This is a genomic window from Grimontia sedimenti (assembly GCF_011045095.1).
GTDB classification, from domain to species: Bacteria; Pseudomonadota; Gammaproteobacteria; order Enterobacterales; family Vibrionaceae; genus Enterovibrio; species Enterovibrio sedimenti.
Genome location: NZ_JAALDL010000004.1, coordinates 82620 through 102693 on the forward strand (window position 1 = coordinate 82620; position 20074 = coordinate 102693).

The 20074-nt window shown below is 50.5% G+C and carries 16 protein-coding genes; 9 read left to right on the forward strand and 7 right to left on the reverse strand.

Annotated elements, in window-relative coordinates:
• Nucleotides 1–55: 55 nt before the first annotated feature.
• Together G5S52_RS07395 and G5S52_RS07400 are read right to left on the reverse strand one after the other, a co-directional pair.
• Nucleotides 56–907, reverse strand: coding sequence for a carbohydrate ABC transporter permease (locus G5S52_RS07395; RefSeq protein ID WP_165012480.1), 852 nt, complete (start codon nucleotides 905–907; stop codon nucleotides 56–58).
• Between the two features lies 1 nt (nucleotide 908).
• Complete coding sequence (locus G5S52_RS07400) at nucleotides 909–1751, reverse strand: carbohydrate ABC transporter permease (protein WP_369700095.1); 843 nt, start codon at nucleotides 1749–1751, stop codon at nucleotides 909–911.
• Nucleotides 1752–2036: 285 nt separating this feature from the next.
• Between G5S52_RS07400 and G5S52_RS07405 the strand changes: the two genes are divergently transcribed.
• The 6 genes from G5S52_RS07405 (at nucleotide 2037) to G5S52_RS07430 (ending at nucleotide 10680) form a co-directional block, all read left to right on the forward strand.
• Nucleotides 2037–3170 carry an ABC transporter ATP-binding protein gene (locus G5S52_RS07405; protein WP_165012481.1) on the forward strand — a complete coding sequence of 378 codons (1134 nt, stop codon included), beginning with the start codon at nucleotides 2037–2039 and terminating at the stop codon, nucleotides 3168–3170.
• A gap of 42 nt (nucleotides 3171–3212) precedes the next feature.
• Nucleotides 3213–4223 (forward strand): substrate-binding domain-containing protein, encoded by a 1011-nt coding sequence (locus tag G5S52_RS07410; protein WP_165012482.1) that lies wholly within the window; start codon nucleotides 3213–3215, stop codon nucleotides 4221–4223.
• A gap of 44 nt (nucleotides 4224–4267) precedes the next feature.
• The gene (locus tag G5S52_RS07415; RefSeq protein WP_165012483.1) at nucleotides 4268–6415 is read left to right on the forward strand and encodes an alpha-galactosidase; all 2148 of its coding nucleotides are present in this window, start codon (nucleotides 4268–4270) and stop codon (nucleotides 6413–6415) included.
• Between the two features lie 46 nt (nucleotides 6416–6461).
• Nucleotides 6462–9554 carry a beta-galactosidase gene (locus G5S52_RS07420; RefSeq protein WP_165012484.1) on the forward strand — a complete coding sequence of 1031 codons (3093 nt, stop codon included), beginning with the start codon at nucleotides 6462–6464 and terminating at the stop codon, nucleotides 9552–9554.
• A 71-nt stretch (nucleotides 9555–9625) separates the two neighbouring features.
• Nucleotides 9626–10327: an SDR family oxidoreductase gene (locus tag G5S52_RS07425; protein WP_205743819.1), complete on the forward strand. Its 702-nt coding sequence runs from the start codon at nucleotides 9626–9628 to the stop codon at nucleotides 10325–10327.
• A gap of 89 nt (nucleotides 10328–10416) precedes the next feature.
• On the forward strand, nucleotides 10417–10680 hold the full coding sequence (locus tag G5S52_RS07430) for a glutathione S-transferase N-terminal domain-containing protein (protein ID WP_165012486.1): 264 nt from the start codon (nucleotides 10417–10419) through the stop codon (nucleotides 10678–10680).
• 232 nt (nucleotides 10681–10912) lie between these two features.
• Here the strand turns inward: G5S52_RS07430 and G5S52_RS07435 are convergent, their stop codons facing one another.
• Nucleotides 10913–11773 (reverse strand): DUF2059 domain-containing protein, encoded by an 861-nt coding sequence (locus tag G5S52_RS07435; RefSeq protein ID WP_165012487.1) that lies wholly within the window; start codon nucleotides 11771–11773, stop codon nucleotides 10913–10915.
• A gap of 236 nt (nucleotides 11774–12009) precedes the next feature.
• On the opposite strand from G5S52_RS07435, the gene G5S52_RS07440 reads away from it, so the two are divergent.
• Nucleotides 12010–12369, forward strand: coding sequence for a diacylglycerol kinase (locus G5S52_RS07440; protein WP_165012488.1), 360 nt, complete (start codon nucleotides 12010–12012; stop codon nucleotides 12367–12369).
• Between the two features lie 88 nt (nucleotides 12370–12457).
• Here the strand turns inward: G5S52_RS07440 and G5S52_RS07445 are convergent, their stop codons facing one another.
• The 4 genes from G5S52_RS07445 to G5S52_RS07460 form a co-directional block, all read right to left on the reverse strand.
• Nucleotides 12458–13519: a DUF4056 domain-containing protein gene (locus tag G5S52_RS07445; RefSeq protein WP_165012489.1), complete on the reverse strand. Its 1062-nt coding sequence runs from the start codon at nucleotides 13517–13519 to the stop codon at nucleotides 12458–12460.
• A 24-nt stretch (nucleotides 13520–13543) separates the two neighbouring features.
• The gene (locus G5S52_RS07450) at nucleotides 13544–14668 is read right to left on the reverse strand and encodes a BamA/TamA family outer membrane protein (RefSeq protein ID WP_165012490.1); all 1125 of its coding nucleotides are present in this window, start codon (nucleotides 14666–14668) and stop codon (nucleotides 13544–13546) included.
• 8 nt (nucleotides 14669–14676) lie between these two features.
• On the reverse strand, nucleotides 14677–15606 hold the full coding sequence (locus tag G5S52_RS07455) for a TonB-dependent receptor (protein WP_165012491.1): 930 nt from the start codon (nucleotides 15604–15606) through the stop codon (nucleotides 14677–14679).
• A gap of 205 nt (nucleotides 15607–15811) precedes the next feature.
• On the reverse strand, nucleotides 15812–16453 hold the full coding sequence (locus tag G5S52_RS07460) for a DUF3047 domain-containing protein (protein ID WP_165012492.1): 642 nt from the start codon (nucleotides 16451–16453) through the stop codon (nucleotides 15812–15814).
• 291 nt (nucleotides 16454–16744) lie between these two features.
• On the opposite strand from G5S52_RS07460, the gene G5S52_RS07465 reads away from it, so the two are divergent.
• The gene (locus tag G5S52_RS07465; protein ID WP_165012493.1) at nucleotides 16745–17587 is read left to right on the forward strand and encodes a substrate-binding periplasmic protein; all 843 of its coding nucleotides are present in this window, start codon (nucleotides 16745–16747) and stop codon (nucleotides 17585–17587) included.
• Nucleotides 17584–19650, forward strand: coding sequence for a putative bifunctional diguanylate cyclase/phosphodiesterase (locus G5S52_RS07470; RefSeq protein WP_165012494.1), 2067 nt, complete (start codon nucleotides 17584–17586; stop codon nucleotides 19648–19650). The genes G5S52_RS07465 and G5S52_RS07470 overlap by 4 nt, the downstream gene beginning before the upstream one ends.
• Nucleotides 19651–20074: the final 424 nt, after the last annotated feature.

Below are 20074 nucleotides of genomic sequence, written 5' to 3' on the forward strand. Positions count from 1 at the left end.
GCTTTTCTTAGCAAGCGTTCTCATATCCTTCATCCTTACTTTCGTTAAACCGGGATCAGCCTTTGGTTGCACCCAAGGTTAATCCAGCAATAAAGTGGCGTTGCATCGTGAAAAACAGTGCCACAGGCGGAAGTGCAGCGATTACCGCGCCTGCCGACATGTACTGCCAGGATGCAAGCCATTGACCTTGCAATGCGTTCAGGCCTGCCGTGACAGGACGAACTTCATCGCTTTGAACCAGCACCAGTGCCCAGAAAAAGTCATTCCAAATAAAGGTAAAGACCAAAACAGACAATGCTGCCAGTGCGGGCCTCACTAAAGGGAGAACCACATACCAGAAAATGCGCCACTCACTGACCCCTTCCACACGCGCTGCTTCAATCAGAGCATCGGGAATACCGACCATAAAGTTACGCATAAATAAGGTGCAGAAACCGGCCTGGAAGGCGACATGGAAGAAAATCAGCGCCCAGTGGGTGTCATATAGACCGAAGCTGATGGTGAGGTCGCGAACCGGGATCATCAAAATCTGAAACGGAACAAAATTACCGCCGATAAACAGAGCAAACAGCCAGATATTGGCGCGGAACTTATATTTGGCCAGTGCATACCCTGCAAGGGTCGAAAGCACCACCGCCCCCGCCACCGCTGGAATACAAATCAGCAAGCTGTTGAGCAGGTAGCGCGCCATCGGGGTTGCGGTGAACACCTGGGTATAGTTTTCAACAAACTGCAGTTCATCGGGCATGCCCCAGTAATTACCGGCATTGATATCAGCGATGGAACGCACGGATGTCATCAATACAGCCGCGAGAGGGATCAGCCAAAGACACACAGCAATGTACAGCGAGATGCGATAAGTAGCGTTGGCAACTTTGCCGCGTTGTTCAATCGGTCTTGGAAACATATCAACGCTCTCCTTTCAGCATTCGCCACAGGAACCAGGCGATATAAATATCCATAATCAGGAAGAGCACCACGGCGACCGCCGCACCATAACCCATGCGGTAATTGAAAATAGACTCTTCATACATCAGGTACGCCAATACCGTTGAGCTGCCCCACGGACCACCTGCCGTCATGGTCGCCACTAAGTCAAATGACCTCAGCGCACCAATCACCGTCACAACTACAGCGATGAAAGTGGCGGGTTTGAGCTGCGGTACCACCACGTACCACATCATTCGCCAGCCTTTTGCGCCATCAAGACGCGCCGCTTCAAGCTGTTCGGGGTCGAGGTTGTTGAGACCCGTCAGGTAGAGAATCATGCAATAGGCCACCTGAGGCCAAAGCCCGGCCGCGATGATGCCGTATGTCACCAGATCTTCATCAGCCAGAATCGAAATAGGATCAAATCCCAGCGCGACGATAAATTGCGTCAGCAGACCAAATGACGGGTCATAGAACCAGGCAAAGACCAAGCCCACTACCACTTGCGAGATCACGAAGGGGAAGAAGAACAGCGCCTTAATAAGACGGATACCTGCCACTTGTTGATTGAGAAAGAGTGCAATCAGAAGGCCAATCGGGGGGGCAAGCATGAAAAGGATCATCCAGAGGAAGTTGTTCACCAAAGAGGTGTAAAACGCGTCTGAATCGAAAAGCTCAATGTAGTTTTCCCAGCCAACCCAGGTTTTTTCTCCCAGACCGTCCCACTCAAAGAAGCTGAGCCAGACACTTTGACCAATGGGATAAAGCACATATATCGCGAAAACGACAATAGCGGGGGCAAGGAAGAACCAAGGCGCCATTGCCAACTGACTTCGCTGAACAGCGGAAGGCTTGGATGCTGATGAGGAATGCACAGTCATATTACGTCCTGTTTTTCTAACGTTGATGAACCAACAACGCACGATATCCGACGCTTTTTTGTTACTGAAATGTAACCAACGCGAGTTCATTGTTTAAAACTAGTTCACAAAATCGGCAATGTAAACGTTTCCATTCGTCGAAAAACCGCCTATTTTTAGAAAAGGGTGACCGAAACGACGAAATTCGAATCACCAAAAAGAAACTGATTGCATAGGGACCGCGGTATGGCCGACATCACATTGAGAAAAGTTATTAAGCGCTTCGGTAAAATCGAAACGATTCACGGTATCGACCTGGATATCAGCGGGGGAGAGTTCGTGGTGTTTGTTGGCCCTTCCGGTTGTGGCAAGTCTACGTTGCTGCGCCTGATTGCGGGTCTTGAAACCATTTCTGATGGCACCATCTCCATCGACGGCACAGAGGTGAACGACGTTGACCCAGCAGACCGTGGGGTCGCCATGGTGTTCCAATCCTATGCGCTATACCCGCACATGACGGTCAGGGAAAACATGGGATTTGGTCTGAAAATGAATGGGGTGGACAAAGCAGAGATCGACAAGCACGTCGACCGGGCAGCGAAAACCCTGCAACTTGAAGCACTGCTGGACAGAAAACCCAAAGCATTGTCTGGTGGTCAACGCCAGCGTGTGGCGATTGGTCGCGCTATTGTGCGGGATCCAAAAGTCTTCCTGTTCGATGAACCGCTGTCTAATCTGGATGCTGAGCTTCGCGTTGAAATGCGTCTGCAGATTGCCAAGCTTCATCAGGAACTGGGTAACACCATGATTTACGTGACCCACGATCAGGTCGAAGCCATGACGCTTGCCGACAAAATCGTGGTGCTGCGAGCCGGAAATGTAGAGCAAGTTGGCTCACCTTTGGCGCTATATCACAATCCCGCCAATCTGTTCGTGGCAGGTTTCATCGGTTCACCGAAAATGAATTTTGTCCCCGGCCGCATTTCTGCCATCAACGGCAATGAGGTCGCTGTCGCTATGCCTGACGGCCAAACCGTGACTGTCAGCGTTGCCCGAGAGGTCAGCGAAGGCGAGGCTGTGACCGTCGGCATCCGACCTGAACACATTCAGATTGGCGAAGGCCCGGGCTTTAATTTCCAGTTTCATAGTGAAGTGGTGGAACGCCTTGGCAACAGTACTTACCTGTTCGGCCAATATTGCGGTGAAGACGGATTCAAGGTGCACATTCCCGGCGACAACGCCGTGAAAGCCTTTCAGACTGTCTCCCTGCACTGTTCTCCGGACGACATTCACCTGTTCGACAGCAACGAGCAGGCAATAACCCATCGTCCGGAAGGCGAGGAAGACCCTGCACCACTCACTGCCAACGCGCAGGAGTAATGACAATGCCGCTTTCAGGCTATTTGATAGGAGATCTTCTTCATGGCAACCATTAAAGACGTCGCGCGCAAGGCAGGCGTGTCAGTTGCCACGGTCTCCCGTGTGATCAACGGCTCGCCGCTCACCAAATCCGATACCGCCGATTTGGTAAAACGCACCATGCGCGAGCTGGGCTACCGTCCGAATGCCGCAGCACGCACCTTGGTCAGCAAGCGAAGCCGGGCGATTGGTGTCGTTGTGGCGGACGTGTCTGACCCTTTCTTTGGCTCCTTGGTCAAACATGTTGATACCATTGCCCATAGGCAAGGCCATCACCTTTTGATTGGCAACGGCTACCATGACGCCGCAAGGGAAAAGCAGGCCATTGAATCACTGATTCAGAATCAGGTCGCCTCACTCATCGTGCACAGCAAAGCGCTGGACGACGACACGCTCCGCGCCTTTTCGGAAGAGCATGGTTCAATCGTCTTTATCAACCGCTTGATCTCGGGTTTGGAAGATCGTTGCATCTACCTCGACAACTATCGCGGTGCCTATCTGGCCACCGAACATCTCATCGAAAAGGGTCACCGCTATGTGGCGTACATCGGTTCCAGTCACCCCATCGAAGATACGGCGCAGCGCCAGAAAGGCTATGAAGATGCACTGAATACCTATCGCGTCACCGATGAAACTCATCCCGTCATGATGGCCTTTGACACGCCGGAAGAAACCGGTGGCGAGCGCGCCATGGCAAAGCTGATGACGGAAAACGAACACCTCAGCGCGGTATTTTGCTACAACGATGTCATGGCAGCCGGTGCCATCACCGCACTGACCGACCGCGGTTATCGTGTACCGGAGGATGTTTCGGTCGTGGGTTTTGATGACAGCCTCATCGCACGTTACCTCCACCCGAAACTCACATCGGTGCGCTATCCGATTGAACAAATGGCCGCCCTCGCTGCAGAGCAGGCTATCGCATTGTCTATCCAACAACCGGTTCCAGAAGAAAAAGGCAGCTACACACCCATACTGATTACAAGAAACTCTGTCGCCAAGCATAGCGAATAGTGCCGTTTATCAGGCGCGAAGACGCCAAAAAAGGGAATGGATTCATGGCCAATATGTCCACGAAAGGAAGCGAAGCGTCGCCTGAACACTTCATCCATTTGCAATCAGCACATACCAGCCTGATTCTGATGTTGAAGCCTGCCCCCTCCATGGCTTATTGGGGCAAGAAAATCGATGCCGATGCGTCACTCAATGATTCGCTTTTTGACCTTCCAGTTGGACAGGCAAGGCTCGATGAAGCCATGCCACTAGCCTTACTCCCAGAGCAAGGCCGCGGTGATTTTGGCAGCCCGGGTATTGAAGGGCACCGTGATGGAAAACACTGGGCACCGGTCTTTGAATTGATGTCTGTTACCGCCTCTCCGGGCAGCGCACAGCTTCACCTAAGCGATCCCAGAGCTGGGCTTAAGGTATGCACCAAGCTTGTTTTGGATGAAGACAGCGACGTGCTGACACTCAGCCACACACTGACGAATACAGGAACGACGAATTACGCCCTTCAACGGCTCGCGTTGACATTGCCAGTCGATGACGATTTTCTCGATCTGATCAGTTTCCATGGCCGTTGGTCTCACGAGTTCCAGCAGCAACGTCTCTCGTTCAAACACGGAGGCTTTGTTCAGGAAAACCGCCGAGGCCGCACCTCCCATGAGTCTTTCCCGGGATTAGTCGCTTTGCAAAAAGAGACCCACGAACTGAGTGGCAATCTCATTGGCATGCACTTGGGCTGGAGCGGTAACCACCGAATTCAGGCACAGGTAAAAAGTGATGGCAGGCGCTACCTGCAAGCCGAGGCATTATTGGCAGCGGGTGAAATCAGCCTTGCCCCCGGAGAAAGCTTCGCCACCCCCGACTTGTATGCCGTCTTCAGCGCAGAAGGTCTTAATGGCATGATGCAGCGCTTCCACCAATTTGTACGCCATCAAATCCTGAGCTTTCCACAATCAAAACTGCGCCCTGTGCACTTCAATACCTGGGAAGGGATCTACTTCGACCACGAGCCACAACGCATCATGGAAATGGCCACGGCAGTCGCCAGGCTCGGTGTTGAGCGCTTTATTCTCGATGATGGATGGTTCACCAACCGAGATGACGATACCCGTGCCTTGGGTGACTGGCAGGTAGACAAGCGCAAGTACCCTGAAGGGTTGAAGCCGGTTATCGAACACATTAACCAACTAGGGATGGAGTTTGGCCTTTGGGTGGAACCTGAAATGGTCAGCAAAAACTCTATGCTTTTCCACGCCCATCCAGACTGGATGCTGGGTATGGATGAGCTCGGTTACCAACAACCGGCTGGACGTTATCAGTTTGTGCTCGATTTACAGAACCCCGACGCTTTTGGTTATCTGTTGTCATCACTCGACAGCCTGCTCACCGAGCATCATATCGGCTACCTCAAGTGGGACATGAACCGCGAGCTTGTACAAGCCGCACATAATGGCTGCGCGGCGTATCACGGCCAGACGCTGGCGTATTACCGTCTGATTGATACACTTCGTGATAAACACCCTTATGTAGAGATTGAATCCTGCGCATCCGGCGGTGGGCGTGTGGATTATGAAGTGCTGAAACGTACCCATAGGTTCTGGACTTCCGACTGCAACGATGCGTTAGAACGCCAAACTATCCAACGCGGCATGCAGCTGTTTTTCCCACCGGAAGTGATGGGCAGCCACATTGGGCCCAAACTCAGCCACACCACCAGACGCAGCCATGACATGTCACTTCGGGGTATTACCGCCCTGTTTGGCCACATGGGCGCAGAGCTTGATCCCCATGGGCTCGAGGATTGCGAGCTCCGGGCATTTTCCAAATACATCGCACTCCACAAGCAATATCGTCCACTACTGCACAACGGCACCAGTTTTGTGCTGCCATCGGTTGACCCCGGTACACATATCTACGGTGTGATGGATGACAGCGTGGTGCTGTTGGCCATCGTGCAACTCTCCATGCCGGAGCATGCGCTTGGACAACGACTGCGATTACCCGTTCTTTGCAAGGAAAAACGCTACCGTGTCGAGGTGGTCGATGCCCCCGCAGCTTTTAGCAAGACGATGAAGCATCTTCCTGTCTGGATTGAAAAAATGCTGGTCGTTAACGGCGATCAGCTAAGCCAAATTGGACTAAGCTTGCCAGTAATGGACCCAGAAAGTGCCATGTTGTTGTCCTTTACCGTTGAACCGTAATCGTTTCATGGCCCCGCATTGAATTGACGAGTTTGAGAACCACAACATGACCCGATTTGCAGAATTGATCCGTCGTCGCCAATGGGAAAATCCCGCTGTCACGCAGCTTAACCGCCTTCCGGCACATTGCCCCATGGCGTCTTATCCGAGCGTGGAAGCAGCGCTGGATGATCAATACAACGCAATTCCCGTCTCCCGACATCGCATTTCCCTGAACGGTGACTGGCAATTTTCTCTTTTTGATTCGCCAGAACTTGTCCCTTCAGAGGTCACAAACCGAGAGTTTGATGACGCAAGTTGGCGTACAATTCCCGTGCCTTCAAACTGGCAATTGGAGGACACCTCCGACATTCCGATCTACACCAATGTGCAGTATCCCTTTGAGGTCGATCCTCCCAAGGTGCCAGACCAAAATCCAACCGGCGTTTACCGCACCACCTTCCAGTTGCATGATGGTTGGCTGGATGCGCAAACCCTGATTTGTTTTGAAGGGGTCAGCTCGGCGTTTTACCTGTTCTGCAATGGCCACTTTGTCGGCTACAGTCAGGACAGTCGACTGCCTGCCGAATTCGACCTCAGCCCTTTCGTCTCACTGGGCGAGAATCAGATCACTGCAGTGGTGTTACGCTGGTGTGATGGCAGCTACTTAGAAGATCAGGATATGTGGTGGCTAAGCGGGATCTTCCGTGATGTCACTCTGCGTAAAAAGCCCAAACATCACATCGCCGATTTTACAGTACACACCGTGCTTGACCCGACCCACCATGTCGGCACATTGAATGTCACCACCAAGCTTGAAGGCAAGTACAACAAAGTGGCTATTCAGCTTTTTGATGAAGGCACGGACCTCAGTGGACTCGTCATTGCTGAATCCGGTCAACGCGTCATTGACGAACGTGGCGCATGGGGAGATCGCTGCGAACATTCACTCATCGTTTCGTGCCCAAGGCTTTGGAGCGATGAAGACCCGCACCTCTACCGTTTGGTAGTCATGCTGCTGGACGAGAACGATGAACCTGTTGATATCGAAGCCTGCAATGTGGGATTCAGGCAAGTGGGTATCAGCGACGGCCTGCTGCAAATCAACGATCTTCCTGCCCTGATCCGCGGCGTGAACCGCCATGAATTCCACCCCGAAAAGGGGTATGTGCAAACCGTCGAAGACATTGAAGAAGATCTCAAGCTCATCAAACAATTCAACTTCAATGCCGTGCGCACCTCGCACTACCCTAATCATCCTGCGTTCTACAACCTATGCGACAAACTTGGGCTGTATGTGGTTGATGAAGCCAATATCGAAACCCACGGCATGGTGCCGATGTGCCAGCTCTCTGACAACGCGGAATGGCTGAGTGCGTACACTGAACGTGTCACCCGTATGGTGGAGCGCGATAAAAACCATCCTTGCATCATCATTTGGTCTCTCGGTAATGAATCCGGCATTGGGAATAACCACCACGCCATGTACCAGTGGGTGAAGCAGCGCGATCCAAGCCGCCCAGTGCAGTACGAAGCCGGCGGCGCTGACACCGCAGCCACTGATATCATTTGCCCCATGTATGCACGCGTGGAGCAAGATCAGACCGACCTTGGCCTACCTAAATGGGCGCTGTCCAAGTGGATTGGCCTACCGAATGAAAACCGCCCGCTGATCCTTTGCGAATATGCCCACGCCATGGGCAACAGTCTTGGCAGTTTCGATAAGTACTGGGAGGCTTTCCGGCGCTATCCCCGCCTTCAGGGTGGCTTTATCTGGGATTGGGTCGATCAGGGACTGGTACGGAAAGATGATCAAGGTAGTCAATGGTGCTATGGCGGTGATTTTGGTGACACGCCGAACGATCGCCAGTTCTGCATCAACGGCTTAATGTTCCCTGACAGAACACCACACCCCACCGCTTTCGAAGCCAAATTCCACCAGCAGCGTTTCAGTTACAAGCTGGAAGGGACGTATCCTCTGGTAGTCTCGCTTGCCAATGAATACCAATTCCATGCGCCGGAGAATCTGACACTGCGCTGGTCTATTCAAGGCAATGGAAAGCAAATCACCAGTGGCGAGCAAGCTCTGCATTTGCTGGCAGGAAAAGCGGCACAAGTGGAACTGGCTAAATCCCTGCCGTACCCTAAACACAATCAGGAATACTTCCTGAATCTGGAGGTTGTTCTTTCGGCGGATGAGCCTTGGGCGCCGCAAGGTACCGTTATCGGTTGGGGGCAATTGGTGCTGCCGGTTTACCGCGCGTTGCAATCGCCTGAGTTGGCACCGGACAGATTGCCTGACGTGATTGATGAGCCAGACCACTGGACGGTCAAAGGCGATCACTTCGAACTCGACTTCGACAAGCAAAGCGGCCATTTGGTGCGCTGGTTGATTGAAGGTGAAGAACAGCTTCTTGATGCGCCAAAAGACAACTTCATCCGCCCGCCTATCGACAATGATATCGGCGCTAGCGAAGCAGACCGCCCTGACCCTAATGCCTGGCTTGGAAAGTGGCAGCAATCCGGCCTGTTTGATTTGCGCCATGAGAATCTGTTCAACACCGTCGATGTGCTGTCTGATACGGTGCAAATCCGCTCCCACCATGGTTATTTCATCGGTGGGGCCATGGTGATCAGCACGCTCTGGCGCTACGAAGTCGACCTTTCCGGCACTATCGCGCTGACCGTTGATGTCAACGTGGCGCAGGATATGCCATCACTGCCTCGTGTCGGTCTGGAGCTTGCTTTACCGCTCACTAACTCTGTGGCTTGGTTTGGTCGCGGGCCTTTCGAGAACTACCCAGACCGTAAAGCCGGTGCCATGGTGAGCCGTTATCTCGCCAGCATCGACGACATGCACACGCCTTACATTTTTCCTTCAGAAAACGGGCTGCGTTGTGATGTTCGCCAGTTGGATATCGACAATCTTCGGATTGAAGGCATGTTCCATTTCTCGGTCAGCCGCTACAGTCAGGAAAGTCTGACTGAGGCCAAACATCAGGAAGCGTTGGTGCCAGACGATCATATCTATCTGCGCATTGATGGCTATCACATGGGTGTTGGGGGCGATGACTCCTGGAGTCCAAGTGTGCATCCGGAGTTCTTGCTCGATGCCGCGCATTACCGCTACGCGCTGACGCTGTCGATGAAAAGGGACTGATAGCAAAGTCTGTTTTGCTGAGAATTTGCTACCATGGCCATCACTTTGATACCCAAGCTTAGGGAATGACGATGGCCAATGTTTCCAAACACATGCTCATCACGGGTGCCAACCGCGGTATTGGGCTCGCACTCACTCAACGTTATCTCGACGCTGGCTGGCACGTCGATGCCTGCTGCCGTCAGCCATTCGAAGCCACAGAGCTCAACTCACTCGCAACGAAATATGATTCGCTGAGTATCCACGCGCTGGATGTCACAGACCACGCCGCGGTTGACGCGCTGGCCCAGTCGCTCTCGGATAAGCAGTACAACCTTATCCTCAACAATGCCGGATACTATGGTCCCAAAGGCTATGGGTTTGGCCATACCGACATGGATGAATGGCGTAAGGTGCTGGAAATCAACACGATTTCGCCACTCAAAATTGCAGAAGCCTTTTATCACCACCTTTTAGCAGCCAAAGGTACCTTCGCTGCAATTTCTTCCAAAGTGGGTAGCATGGCAGAAAACACCTCAGGGGGTGGCTATATCTATCGGTCGTCCAAAGCGGCGCTCAATTCCGTGGTAAAAAGCTTATCAAACGATTTATCACCACAGGGCATTATCGCCATTGCCTTGCATCCTGGCTGGGTGCAAACCGAGATGGGCGGGCCAAATGCGCTCATTTCAGCAGAAGAATCAGCAAATGGGCTTTATTCGGTGTTGGAAAGTCTTGAAATCAAAGACAGTGGACGGTTCTTAAATTACCAAGGTGAAGAGATTCCGTGGTGATGAAACTTATTACTTTAGCAATGAATAAAATATTCAAAAACACGGGTCTTATGCCGAGCAAGACCATTCACAATAAAAAAGGAAGAAGTATGCCTGATTTAAATGCTCACAACCTTTACCACAAAAACTACTGCCCTTTCTGCCTCAAAGTCCGTGCGGCATTGAAGATGATGAATCTTGATGTGGCACTGGTTGATGTAGGTGCGGACAGAGAAGCTTACCAGGAGTTGGTCACTGAAGGTGGCCGCGGAATGGTACCTTGCCTTCGCATCGAGCATGACAATGGCACGGTCGAGTGGATGTATGAGTCAGACGACATCATCGAGTACTTCGAAGAGAACTTCGCTAAGTAACCGCTGATTTCAACCAAAAGAAAACGCCGCTCATCGCGGCGTTTTTTGTTTTTAGGATCTGTTGACCGGTTATACCAATCGTAGTAAATATCTGCTCATCCTAGCTTGTTAAAATGCTCGATAACTGCGTTGAAAAATTTGATTGTAGAATAAATACTTATCGAAATTTTTCGCCTTGTTCTCGAGCGTTTTTCCTGCGCTATTTCTGATCACCTATCTACTGTGATTGGTATTATTTTTCCTTCGTTATTGCGCCCACTCTTTTCGCCCAGGCCATAAAGCTCGCTTCCAGCTCATTGATCATGCTTTTCACTGCAATTTGGTTGAAACGGTTTGCATCAGGCGTAGAAAGAAACGCGATATATTGATCCAACTCCTCCGCCGTGAAGTCTTTGTAAGCATAAGCCAGAGAAACCGTAACCATCTGCTGCACGTTAGCAGTGGATTGCTGACGAATCGCACTCAGCTCTTGTTTCATGTTGTCCATATCCAAGGGGACATCAGGTTGAAGTGCTGACATCAAACCCGCAAAAATCGCCAACTGAACTTGCTCATAAAAGTTAACGGTAATATTGGTCGCATTGAGCAGTTGATCGATTTTCTGCACCTGAGCTATAAGCTGCTTGTTTTTCATTAAAGCCGGCGCTTCAGCAGACATAGCGGCGAACGCCTCTTCCGTTCCGCTTTTGGCCTCAGCCTCTGTAAACGCCTTACCCAGCGGGGATTCATACCAGCGCATCAGCGTCGCGATTTGTTCATCATCCAGAGCACCAGAAAGGGACTGGTGAATGCCGGAAAGGATGTTAGCCGGCACGATGGTTTCATCTGCAGCCTGCAACATGGCGTTGACTTCTTTTTCTGATAACGCACCCTGTTGTTGCTGGGCTTCAAGAATGCCCAGTTTCACCGTTGCCGGGAACTGGTTCACCATCTCATCCACACCAGCGGCGTTAAGTAAGGCATTGAGAGATTTGTCTGAGGCGGCCTGTGCAAAGCCAACCACACAGATCATGAAGAAATAGAGCGTCCATTTTACTGCTTGTTGGAACATGGTTTTGTCCTTAAGTGAGGTTTTTAATGCAGCACCCGACATTCAGGCTCCATTGACCTGTGGGTGCTTAGAGAAATTGTCCTTTTCACTGGCTTCTTCGAAGCCAGACTTAATCATCAGTGATAGTGGACAAAAAACACACTGCAGCAGTTCAGTTCGCGTTGATTTGGTACTTATTTCGGTAAAAAGCAGCACAAAGTTAATCAGCTAAAAGCATGGATATTTCTCTTATTCACGCGCAAAATAACGCTTTGTTCGTGAACCCGAGATTTCCATAGATGAAACCCCATGTGACTGGCCTGAAGCGCATCTTGCATGCCACCGGGTACTCCTTTCAGGGACTTCGCGCTGCATGGAACAATGAAGCGGCATTTCGGCAGGAATTGGTTCTGTTGATCCTGATGACCACCCTTTCGTTCTTTCTGCCTGTGACTCAGGTTGAACAACTTTTGATGGTGGCATCGCTATTTATCGTGGTGATTGTAGAGCTGATCAACTCTGCCATCGAAGCGGTCGTTGATCGCATCGGCCCAGAGCATCATGAGCTGAGCGGGAGAGCCAAAGATATTGGGTCTGCTGCGGTGTTTATCGCGCTGCTTTTGGTCGTGATCACCTGGGGATCATTTCTGCTGTTTTGATAGTTTCAGCAGCAGAAAAGCAAAAAGGCGACATAATGTCGCCTTTTTGTATTTTTAGAGAACCTGAAATTACTAGGTTTAGTTGACCTTAGGGACGGGTTGTTTCATCCACCGCTTTTGCGAAATTCGCCAACGATTGAAAATCAGATTCTGTCCACACTGTTTTTGATTTCAGGCTATCCCGCAACACACTAAATGCTTTTTCTTTTCTCGCCGCCCTTGCTTCAAATTGCGCCCAGTTTGAAAGCAACTCACCATTCACCAACTCAACAGGCAGTGATTGCAACTCTCCGTTTTCCACACCATTGGGTGTTAAAGACAAGGCAAGATGATAGTCACGATGCAGCAGCACCCATTTGTCTGGCAACCGCTTAGTACTGTCCCACCATTTCCCGTCCAGCGCTTCAATACGCATAGAAGTTTCATGTTCTGGCGCAGCTTCCAACGCAGACAGCTTTTCTGCAAAAGCGACATCCATGGCTTTGCCAAATTCCACCAGCGTCAAATCGGGTGTTTCTCGCAAGATGGACATTGCAAGCTTGGCGCCCAGCATATTGGAGTACAGATCTTCTGGCGAGTAAGCCGATGCGAGCTCTTTGAAACCCGCCACTGAAACCAAGCCGAACCACTGCGCAATCTCATGCCACTGGGCGAGGCGGAATGCCATGACACCAGCAACATCCACCGCGATTTCATGCTTTTCCTGCGTCTTTAGCGGGGTGGTGTTGCGCTTCAACACAATGACGCGGTCACGAAGTTCTGCGGGTAGCAAAATCTCTGCGTCTGTCCCTACGCGATAGCGGATTTCATTGAACAGGTAATAGGTAAAATCTGCCGTGTCACGCACATGGGCAGTATCAATAAAACCGCCTTTTTGGGTGAAGATAAGCCCATTATGCTCTTCGCCAATCCCCAGCAGACTACTGGAAACCCGTTGCGAACCATCATTGTATTGGTGGTTGCCGACACCTTTTGCCTCCAGCACGTTGCCCACCGAAAAAAAGGGAACGGGCACACCGCCAACCTGTGCTTTTAAATCTTTACCAAAGGCGCAGCAAGGGCGAACACCCACCGGTGCGTTGGCCAATGCCACACTGCTGACACTCAGAAAAAGACCACCAATTAACAGGCGGCGACCAAAAGGTTTCACTCAGCTCACCATCATGATTGTTGTTTAGAACGCTTCGTTAATATGGAAATAGAACCCACTGCTGTCTTTACCGATGCCAAAATCGAAACGCACGTTAATCCGCGGTTTAAAAGCAAAGCGGTAGCCAATACCGACTGTTGGTAACCAACTGTTATCAAACAATGCATCTGCGTCCGGCGCGATGTTGCCCGCACCCACCCAAGTCACCATGCCGTGTCGGGCATTGAATTGGTGTCGCCACTCCATCTGCGCGGAAAGCTGATAGCGGTCGCGGTACTGACCGATGTAATAGCCGCGCATACGTTTGTCGCTGCCAAGCTCGGAATAGGCATACCAAGGCACATCACCTGTCACGCCCTGGCTATATACATCCCACGCCAGAATGCTGTCTTTCGACATGCGCTGGTACTCGCGGTAGTTCAGCGTGAATCTGTCGTAGTTGAAATCAGAGCCAAACGCATCTCGGTAAGACACCCACTCGGCGCTGACCAATCGACCACGCTCTGGGTTGGGTTCGAAATCCCGGCTGTCGTACTCCAGTGCCATCACGGCACCACTGCTGATGGCGTCATCCAGCGCTGAGCCTGACAAAATCGGCCCATCAGACTCCTGATGAGTCAGGCGCTGAAAGTCCCAGCCGACGGTGACGTAAGACTCTGGCAGGAATTGATAAGACACCTTCGGAGACAGTTTCAGGATCTGCGCCTGCTGCTCGGTTTTGTTATCACTGTTTTCCGCCGCATCGCGGCCAATACCCCAGTAATAGCCTGGTGCATGACTGATCCATCCATCTGCCAACAAACGAAGGGTATCGCCTTTCAAATAAGTACGGTTTTCCACGCCGAGACCATAGGAGCCTGAGGTCGAGACATAAGATTTTACCGCCACAGTGGAATAAGGCGTAGTCTCAACCCAGTCTGAAGGCGCATACAGACCCACAGCGGCCACACCGAAACCAAAGCCTTGCTCTGGGTTCACAAATGGCCCTGGCAGCACACCCCAATCAATGCCCTCTTCGACATTGATGCTCTCGCTTGAGCCCAGCTCTGTCAGAAGCTTATCTATCCAATCCTGTTGGTCAGCCTCGGAAGCCAGTGCCAAGGTTGGCAATGCCAGCGTCAGCAGCGCCAGAGATGTCATCGCTTTCATGTTTCCCCTCAATAACGCATATCAATCGAGAAGAACACACTGGTGCGATCGCCAAGTCCCGCTTCACCCAGAAGATACAGGTGAGGTGAGATTTGGTATTGCATACCGATGATCGGATTCCAGGGGGTCGTCAATCGCTGTTCGACATGGAAACGCCCTTCGTCATCTTGATTTACTGCTCCTAACAAACCGGAAAGGCCTGAAGGCAAGTCAAGGCTTGAAAGATTGCCTGACAGTGACTGCTCAACGTCCTGATACATGGCTCCAGCCCAAAGACGCATAGGAACGCCTTTTGAGTGGAAGTCGTAGCCAACGCGCGGTGACACCACATAGGCATCAATAGCACCATCAATCACGGTCAAGTTGGTTTTGGTGTAGCTTGCATCGACAAGACCAAACCAGTTCCCATAACCACCGGCCAGCACAATGCCGCCGCCATACAAATCACCATCCAAATCGAGTCTGAATGCGATGGGATCGCTGCGTTTATCAAAACCTTTCACGCCAACGGTCACGCTGGTTTCTGAATAACCTTCGAGCTTACCCACCAGACCATATACATTTAAGAAAGGGAAAAGCCAGACGTCACCACGAACAGAGAGCACTTCGCTTTTTTGTCTTCCCGGTGCAGCCTGAATATCGATCATGTCGCGTGGGATGGGGACATCAAAACCCGGAATCACGATGTCAGGAAGAAAAGGCAGTGTTGGAATAGTCATTTCCGGCACCTTCGCCACCAACCCTTCAAACCCAATTGAATCCACCGCTATGCCCTGTTCCAGGCTCATATAGCTCACGTTAAACCCGAACGGCTTCGGTAAGACATAACCTAATGCTTCGGCCTCTTCTTTCCAGACAGGGAGAGAAAATGAGTCAGCCCAGCTCGCGGTTGAACACAACAGCAAACTGCCAGCAAGCACACGTTTTAACGAGAACATACTTCTGCTTCCAGACGCTCCCGGATAGGAGCGATAAAAATGGGAGGCGCAATTGCGGAAGGGGCGAAGAAGAGCGCGGAAGACTTTCGCAGCAGCCTAAAGAGGCGCATATCATACTCAGCAAACTTAAAAAGTAAACTAGAAAGTGTACATGTAAAAGTAGAGATTTCCCGAGTGCCAAGCAGCACTTGTAATACGCTGTTTGTTAAGGGACTTCAGAGAAAGTCAGCGGCGTAATATAGGCGGAGGTTTCAGATTGAGAATTGTCACTATCAGATGTGACAGCGACCACTGAGAGGGTTTGATAGTCTTTCCCGAAAAGGCGCTGGAAGTCTTCCCGCACATTCCGGCTAACCGCGACCCATTCGTTTTTCCTGTCACCCGAGGTCGCTGCCAACATTTTGAACCGTTTTGGCGCAAATGGGTTCGGCCAGAAACTGTTTTCCGGTTGGTTTGGTGTCCAGACATAAACAATGGTTCTGCTGCTCATCATCGTCATGCCCGGCACCACAGTCACCGAAATCCGCCAGGCGAAGTCATCCTGCGTTTTCAATTTCTCATTATCCGTGGTGGGAAAGGTATCCACTTTCCATTGCCAACTCATCCAAGGCGTTGCCATCAGGTCGATTTCCTTTTCCATGATTAAGCCTGAAGCAGCATCCTGACTTTCCCCATGTAGCACAGCGCCACCAACCGATACATCGTCAATCAAACGGTATCGGGTTTCGCTCTTAAACGCTTTCACCTGCCATTCGGACAGATCGGAAAAGCCGATGGTCTCATCTGCCAGGACAGAAGGCTGGAAAACCAAACAGCAGAAAAGCAATTGATAAGTCCACTTATCCAATCAATTTCTTCCTATCAAAGGTTGTCTAAATAAGAACGGGTATCCCCAGTATAGATTTCATTTCTTTCCCAGATTTCAGCATGGGATGGCTTGCGTACAAGGCATATGCAACACGCACTTAAAACGAGTCGTAAAAAAAGTCCCGGCGAGTACTAAAAATAAGACACTCAGCCATCTTGAGGTTACTTAATATACACGTAAAGACGAGTGTGCCAGATGCACTGATACAAATTGAAAAGGTCGTTAGGGGCGATTTTAGTTCGCGGCCAATGGATTGATTTACAGGATATTATGCGACGAATTTACGTTTCCCTTGGCTTGTTCAGTCAGGCAGCCGTAGCCTTTACGGAACAGCCACTTCGGGTAGTTTCAGAAACACTGCCGCCTTTTCAGGTTATTGATGAAGAAGGGCAATTTGGCGGTCGTGCGGTAGACATGGTTCAAGCTATTTTGGACGAGGCTGGGTTTGGCTCTCCCATTGATGTCATGCCATGGGCACGAGCTTACAAAACCGCGCAAAAAGAAAAAAACGTCGCCATCTTCTCCATGGCTTTTTCTGAAAAGCGCAAAGATCTCTTCCACTGGGTTGGCGGTTTATACGCACTTGAACGCTCTTCGTTGATCGGCTTAAAAAGCCGCCCCGAACTGCAAGGGGATTCATTGGAGCATGCCAAAAATTTCCGTGTTTGCTCAGAGCTGGAAACATATTCCTATCAATATCTGGTGAATAAGGGCTTTAAGCCCGACGAAAACCTGTTCACCTTACGCGGTACGCTGTCGGCCATCCCAACCGACAACGGCGGCATTGCCCGCCCAGCCAAGCACCTTTCTTTGCTGCAAAACCGTAAATGCGATTACGCCACAGGGCTTTGGTCTGTTTATGCCTACAGCGAAAACAATAATGATGATTTGAAAGCGTATTTCTACCTTGGGGACCCAGATAAGCCACTGATTTTAAACCTCGCACTCAGCTTAGGATCAGATCAGGCCGTGATTGACCGAATCAATAAGGCTTACCATACGCTTCTTAACGATGGCACTCTCTATAAAATCTGCTCCAAGGACGACCCTGAACATACCTTCACACTGTCTTGTGCTGCTGTCGAGCCGCCGGAGAATAACGGGGATTTATGACCTCAAAGCTGTTCGGCACCAAAGCGCCCCTGCTAAGGCGATTTGTCGCTTCAGTGATGCTATTGAGCATGATTGGCGGTGTGGTGATCAGTGTTGTTATCGCGTCGGTTCAGCTCAATCATCTCAACACTGAAAAAGAGCAAGCTGCCAGACTGCAGTTGGAAAACATTCTCGACAGCGCCGCCTACGCGGCATTTAACCTCGACTCTGCCCAAGGGCTATCGCTTCTAAAAGGCTTCGAAGGCGACCAATTGTTTCAGGCGGTCACCATTTTCGACAACTATGACGACGCTGTGGCATCCATCGAGCAACCTCATCAACTGGATTTGATTCCTGAGTGGTTGAGCGTGGTCATCCCTGTTGATGAAACGGTTGTTCTCTCGTATCCGCTCACGTTCAAAATCTATCGCGATAGTCAATTCATCGACCAACATGTAGGGAATCTGGTCGGCACAGTGCACTTCCACACTTCCGAGGCCGAGTTTTACGATTTGGTGTGGACCATTTGCCTTTCTACCATGGCTGAAGTGTTATTAATTGCCATCATCCTGACTATTCTCTTCCACAATCAGATTGGCCGACCACTCTCCAAAATCATTGATTCTATTGATAAGAATGCCAAGCTTGAGCGACAAAAAAACGCCAGACTGTTGAAAATAGACGGCCATGAAAACGATGAGTTTGGCTTACTGGTTCACGCCTACAACAATTCCGTGCAGCAGGCAGTCAGCTACATGCGAGAGCTGGAAAGTGCCAAAGCCGAACTCAAAGCCCTTTCTGAAATCGACCCACTCACGAATGTTTCCAACCGCCGGGCTCTGCTTTCAGAACTCAACACTCTGTGTAACCACGAGCATCCTTTTGCATTGGTGTCGTTCGACCTTGATGACTTTGGCGGATATAACGATGCCAACGGGCACCAGGAAGGGGATGTGTTGCTGGTAAGATTTGCCCGTGCGCTGAGAGAACAACTGCCGCACGCGTCCATCAGCCGCACCGGTGGAGATGAATTTGTTTGTATCATCCCCTCCCAGAGTCACCAGCAGAGCGTGGAAGATTTGCTGACACCGCTACTCAATACACCTGTGCGTGAAGACATCACCAGCACCCAGTGGATTTCCTCGTCTATCGGTGTCGCCTTTTTCCCTGAAAATGGCCACACGCCGAGGCAGCTTCTGCATGCTACCGACATCGCCCTTTATATTGCTAAAGAAGCGGGACGACGCTGTGTGCGTTTTTACGATAAAGATGCCGATATAGCCCGAACTAACCGTGAAGCCGTGCGTAAAGCGCTGCAGCGCATTATCGAAACCAAAGAATTCACGCTGCATTACCAACCCAAAGTGAGCATGAAAACGGGATTGGTCATTGGTTGCGAGGCGTTGCTGCGTTTGAATCACAACGAGAGACAACAAAACGTCGCCCATGTCGATATTGTGGAAGAAGCCGAGCGCACTGGTCTGATCGTGGCGCTGGGACGGGAGATCATGCGACGTGCCTTCTACGATATCAGCCAGATCCTTGATCACCTGCCGGATAACTTCCGCTTCAGCGTCAATGTTTCCCCCCAGCAACTAACCTCTGACGGGTTTATTGCTGAGCTGCTTTCCTGCTCAGAAGACAATGATGTGCCCCTGCAAAGCCTGGATATCGAAATCACTGAGTCTTCCCAGATGATCAATACCGATTCTACCAACAAGGTACGAAACTGGCTGAAAAATGCCGGGGTGACGGTTTCACTGGACGATTTCGGCACTGGTTTTGCCTCGCTTGAATACCTGCTCACCTATGGCTTCGACCAAATCAAGATTGACCGTCAGTTTACCCAGGTGTTGCCTGGGGATGACGATGCCAAAGCCATCTTCAATGTGGTCAAATACCTTGCAGATAAGCTGAACATGGATGTCATCGCTGAAGGCGTTGAAACGCTGGATCAGGAGACCTATTTGCTCAATCAGGGGTTTGAATATGCGCAAGGCTATTTCTACGCTAAGCCACTCGTCATTGATGATTTCATCCAGTTTGTCGCTTGTCGTCAGGCCAAGTACAGCTCTTCTGTCTAAAAACACTGCCTTCACAAAGAAAATACTGGGCAAAAAAATCCGTTTTTCTTCGATTTTCCTTCTTAGCCACTTGCATAATGCCTGACAACCCAAAAAACAACATTTAATCTTATTATTCATAAGGTTAAACTCAGGCGGCCGCCGTACTGAAAGCGTGACAACACTGAATCCCGACCAAAAGTTATTAAACAATCCGACAGTCATGTTTCACTTATTTAACATCCATTCAACCTTCCGTGAATTTTTACTTTTAAAATTTTGCATCTTGAATAAAGCTTAAATCAGAAAAACAAAAACACGTCTTCGACGAATACTGAGATTGAACTTGCACCTGTAATAAGCACAACAAGCAGGTTATTAAACATCAGGGGAATGGCTCCTTTTATAGAGCCAAAAAATAATAAAACGTGATTAAGCAGGGTGT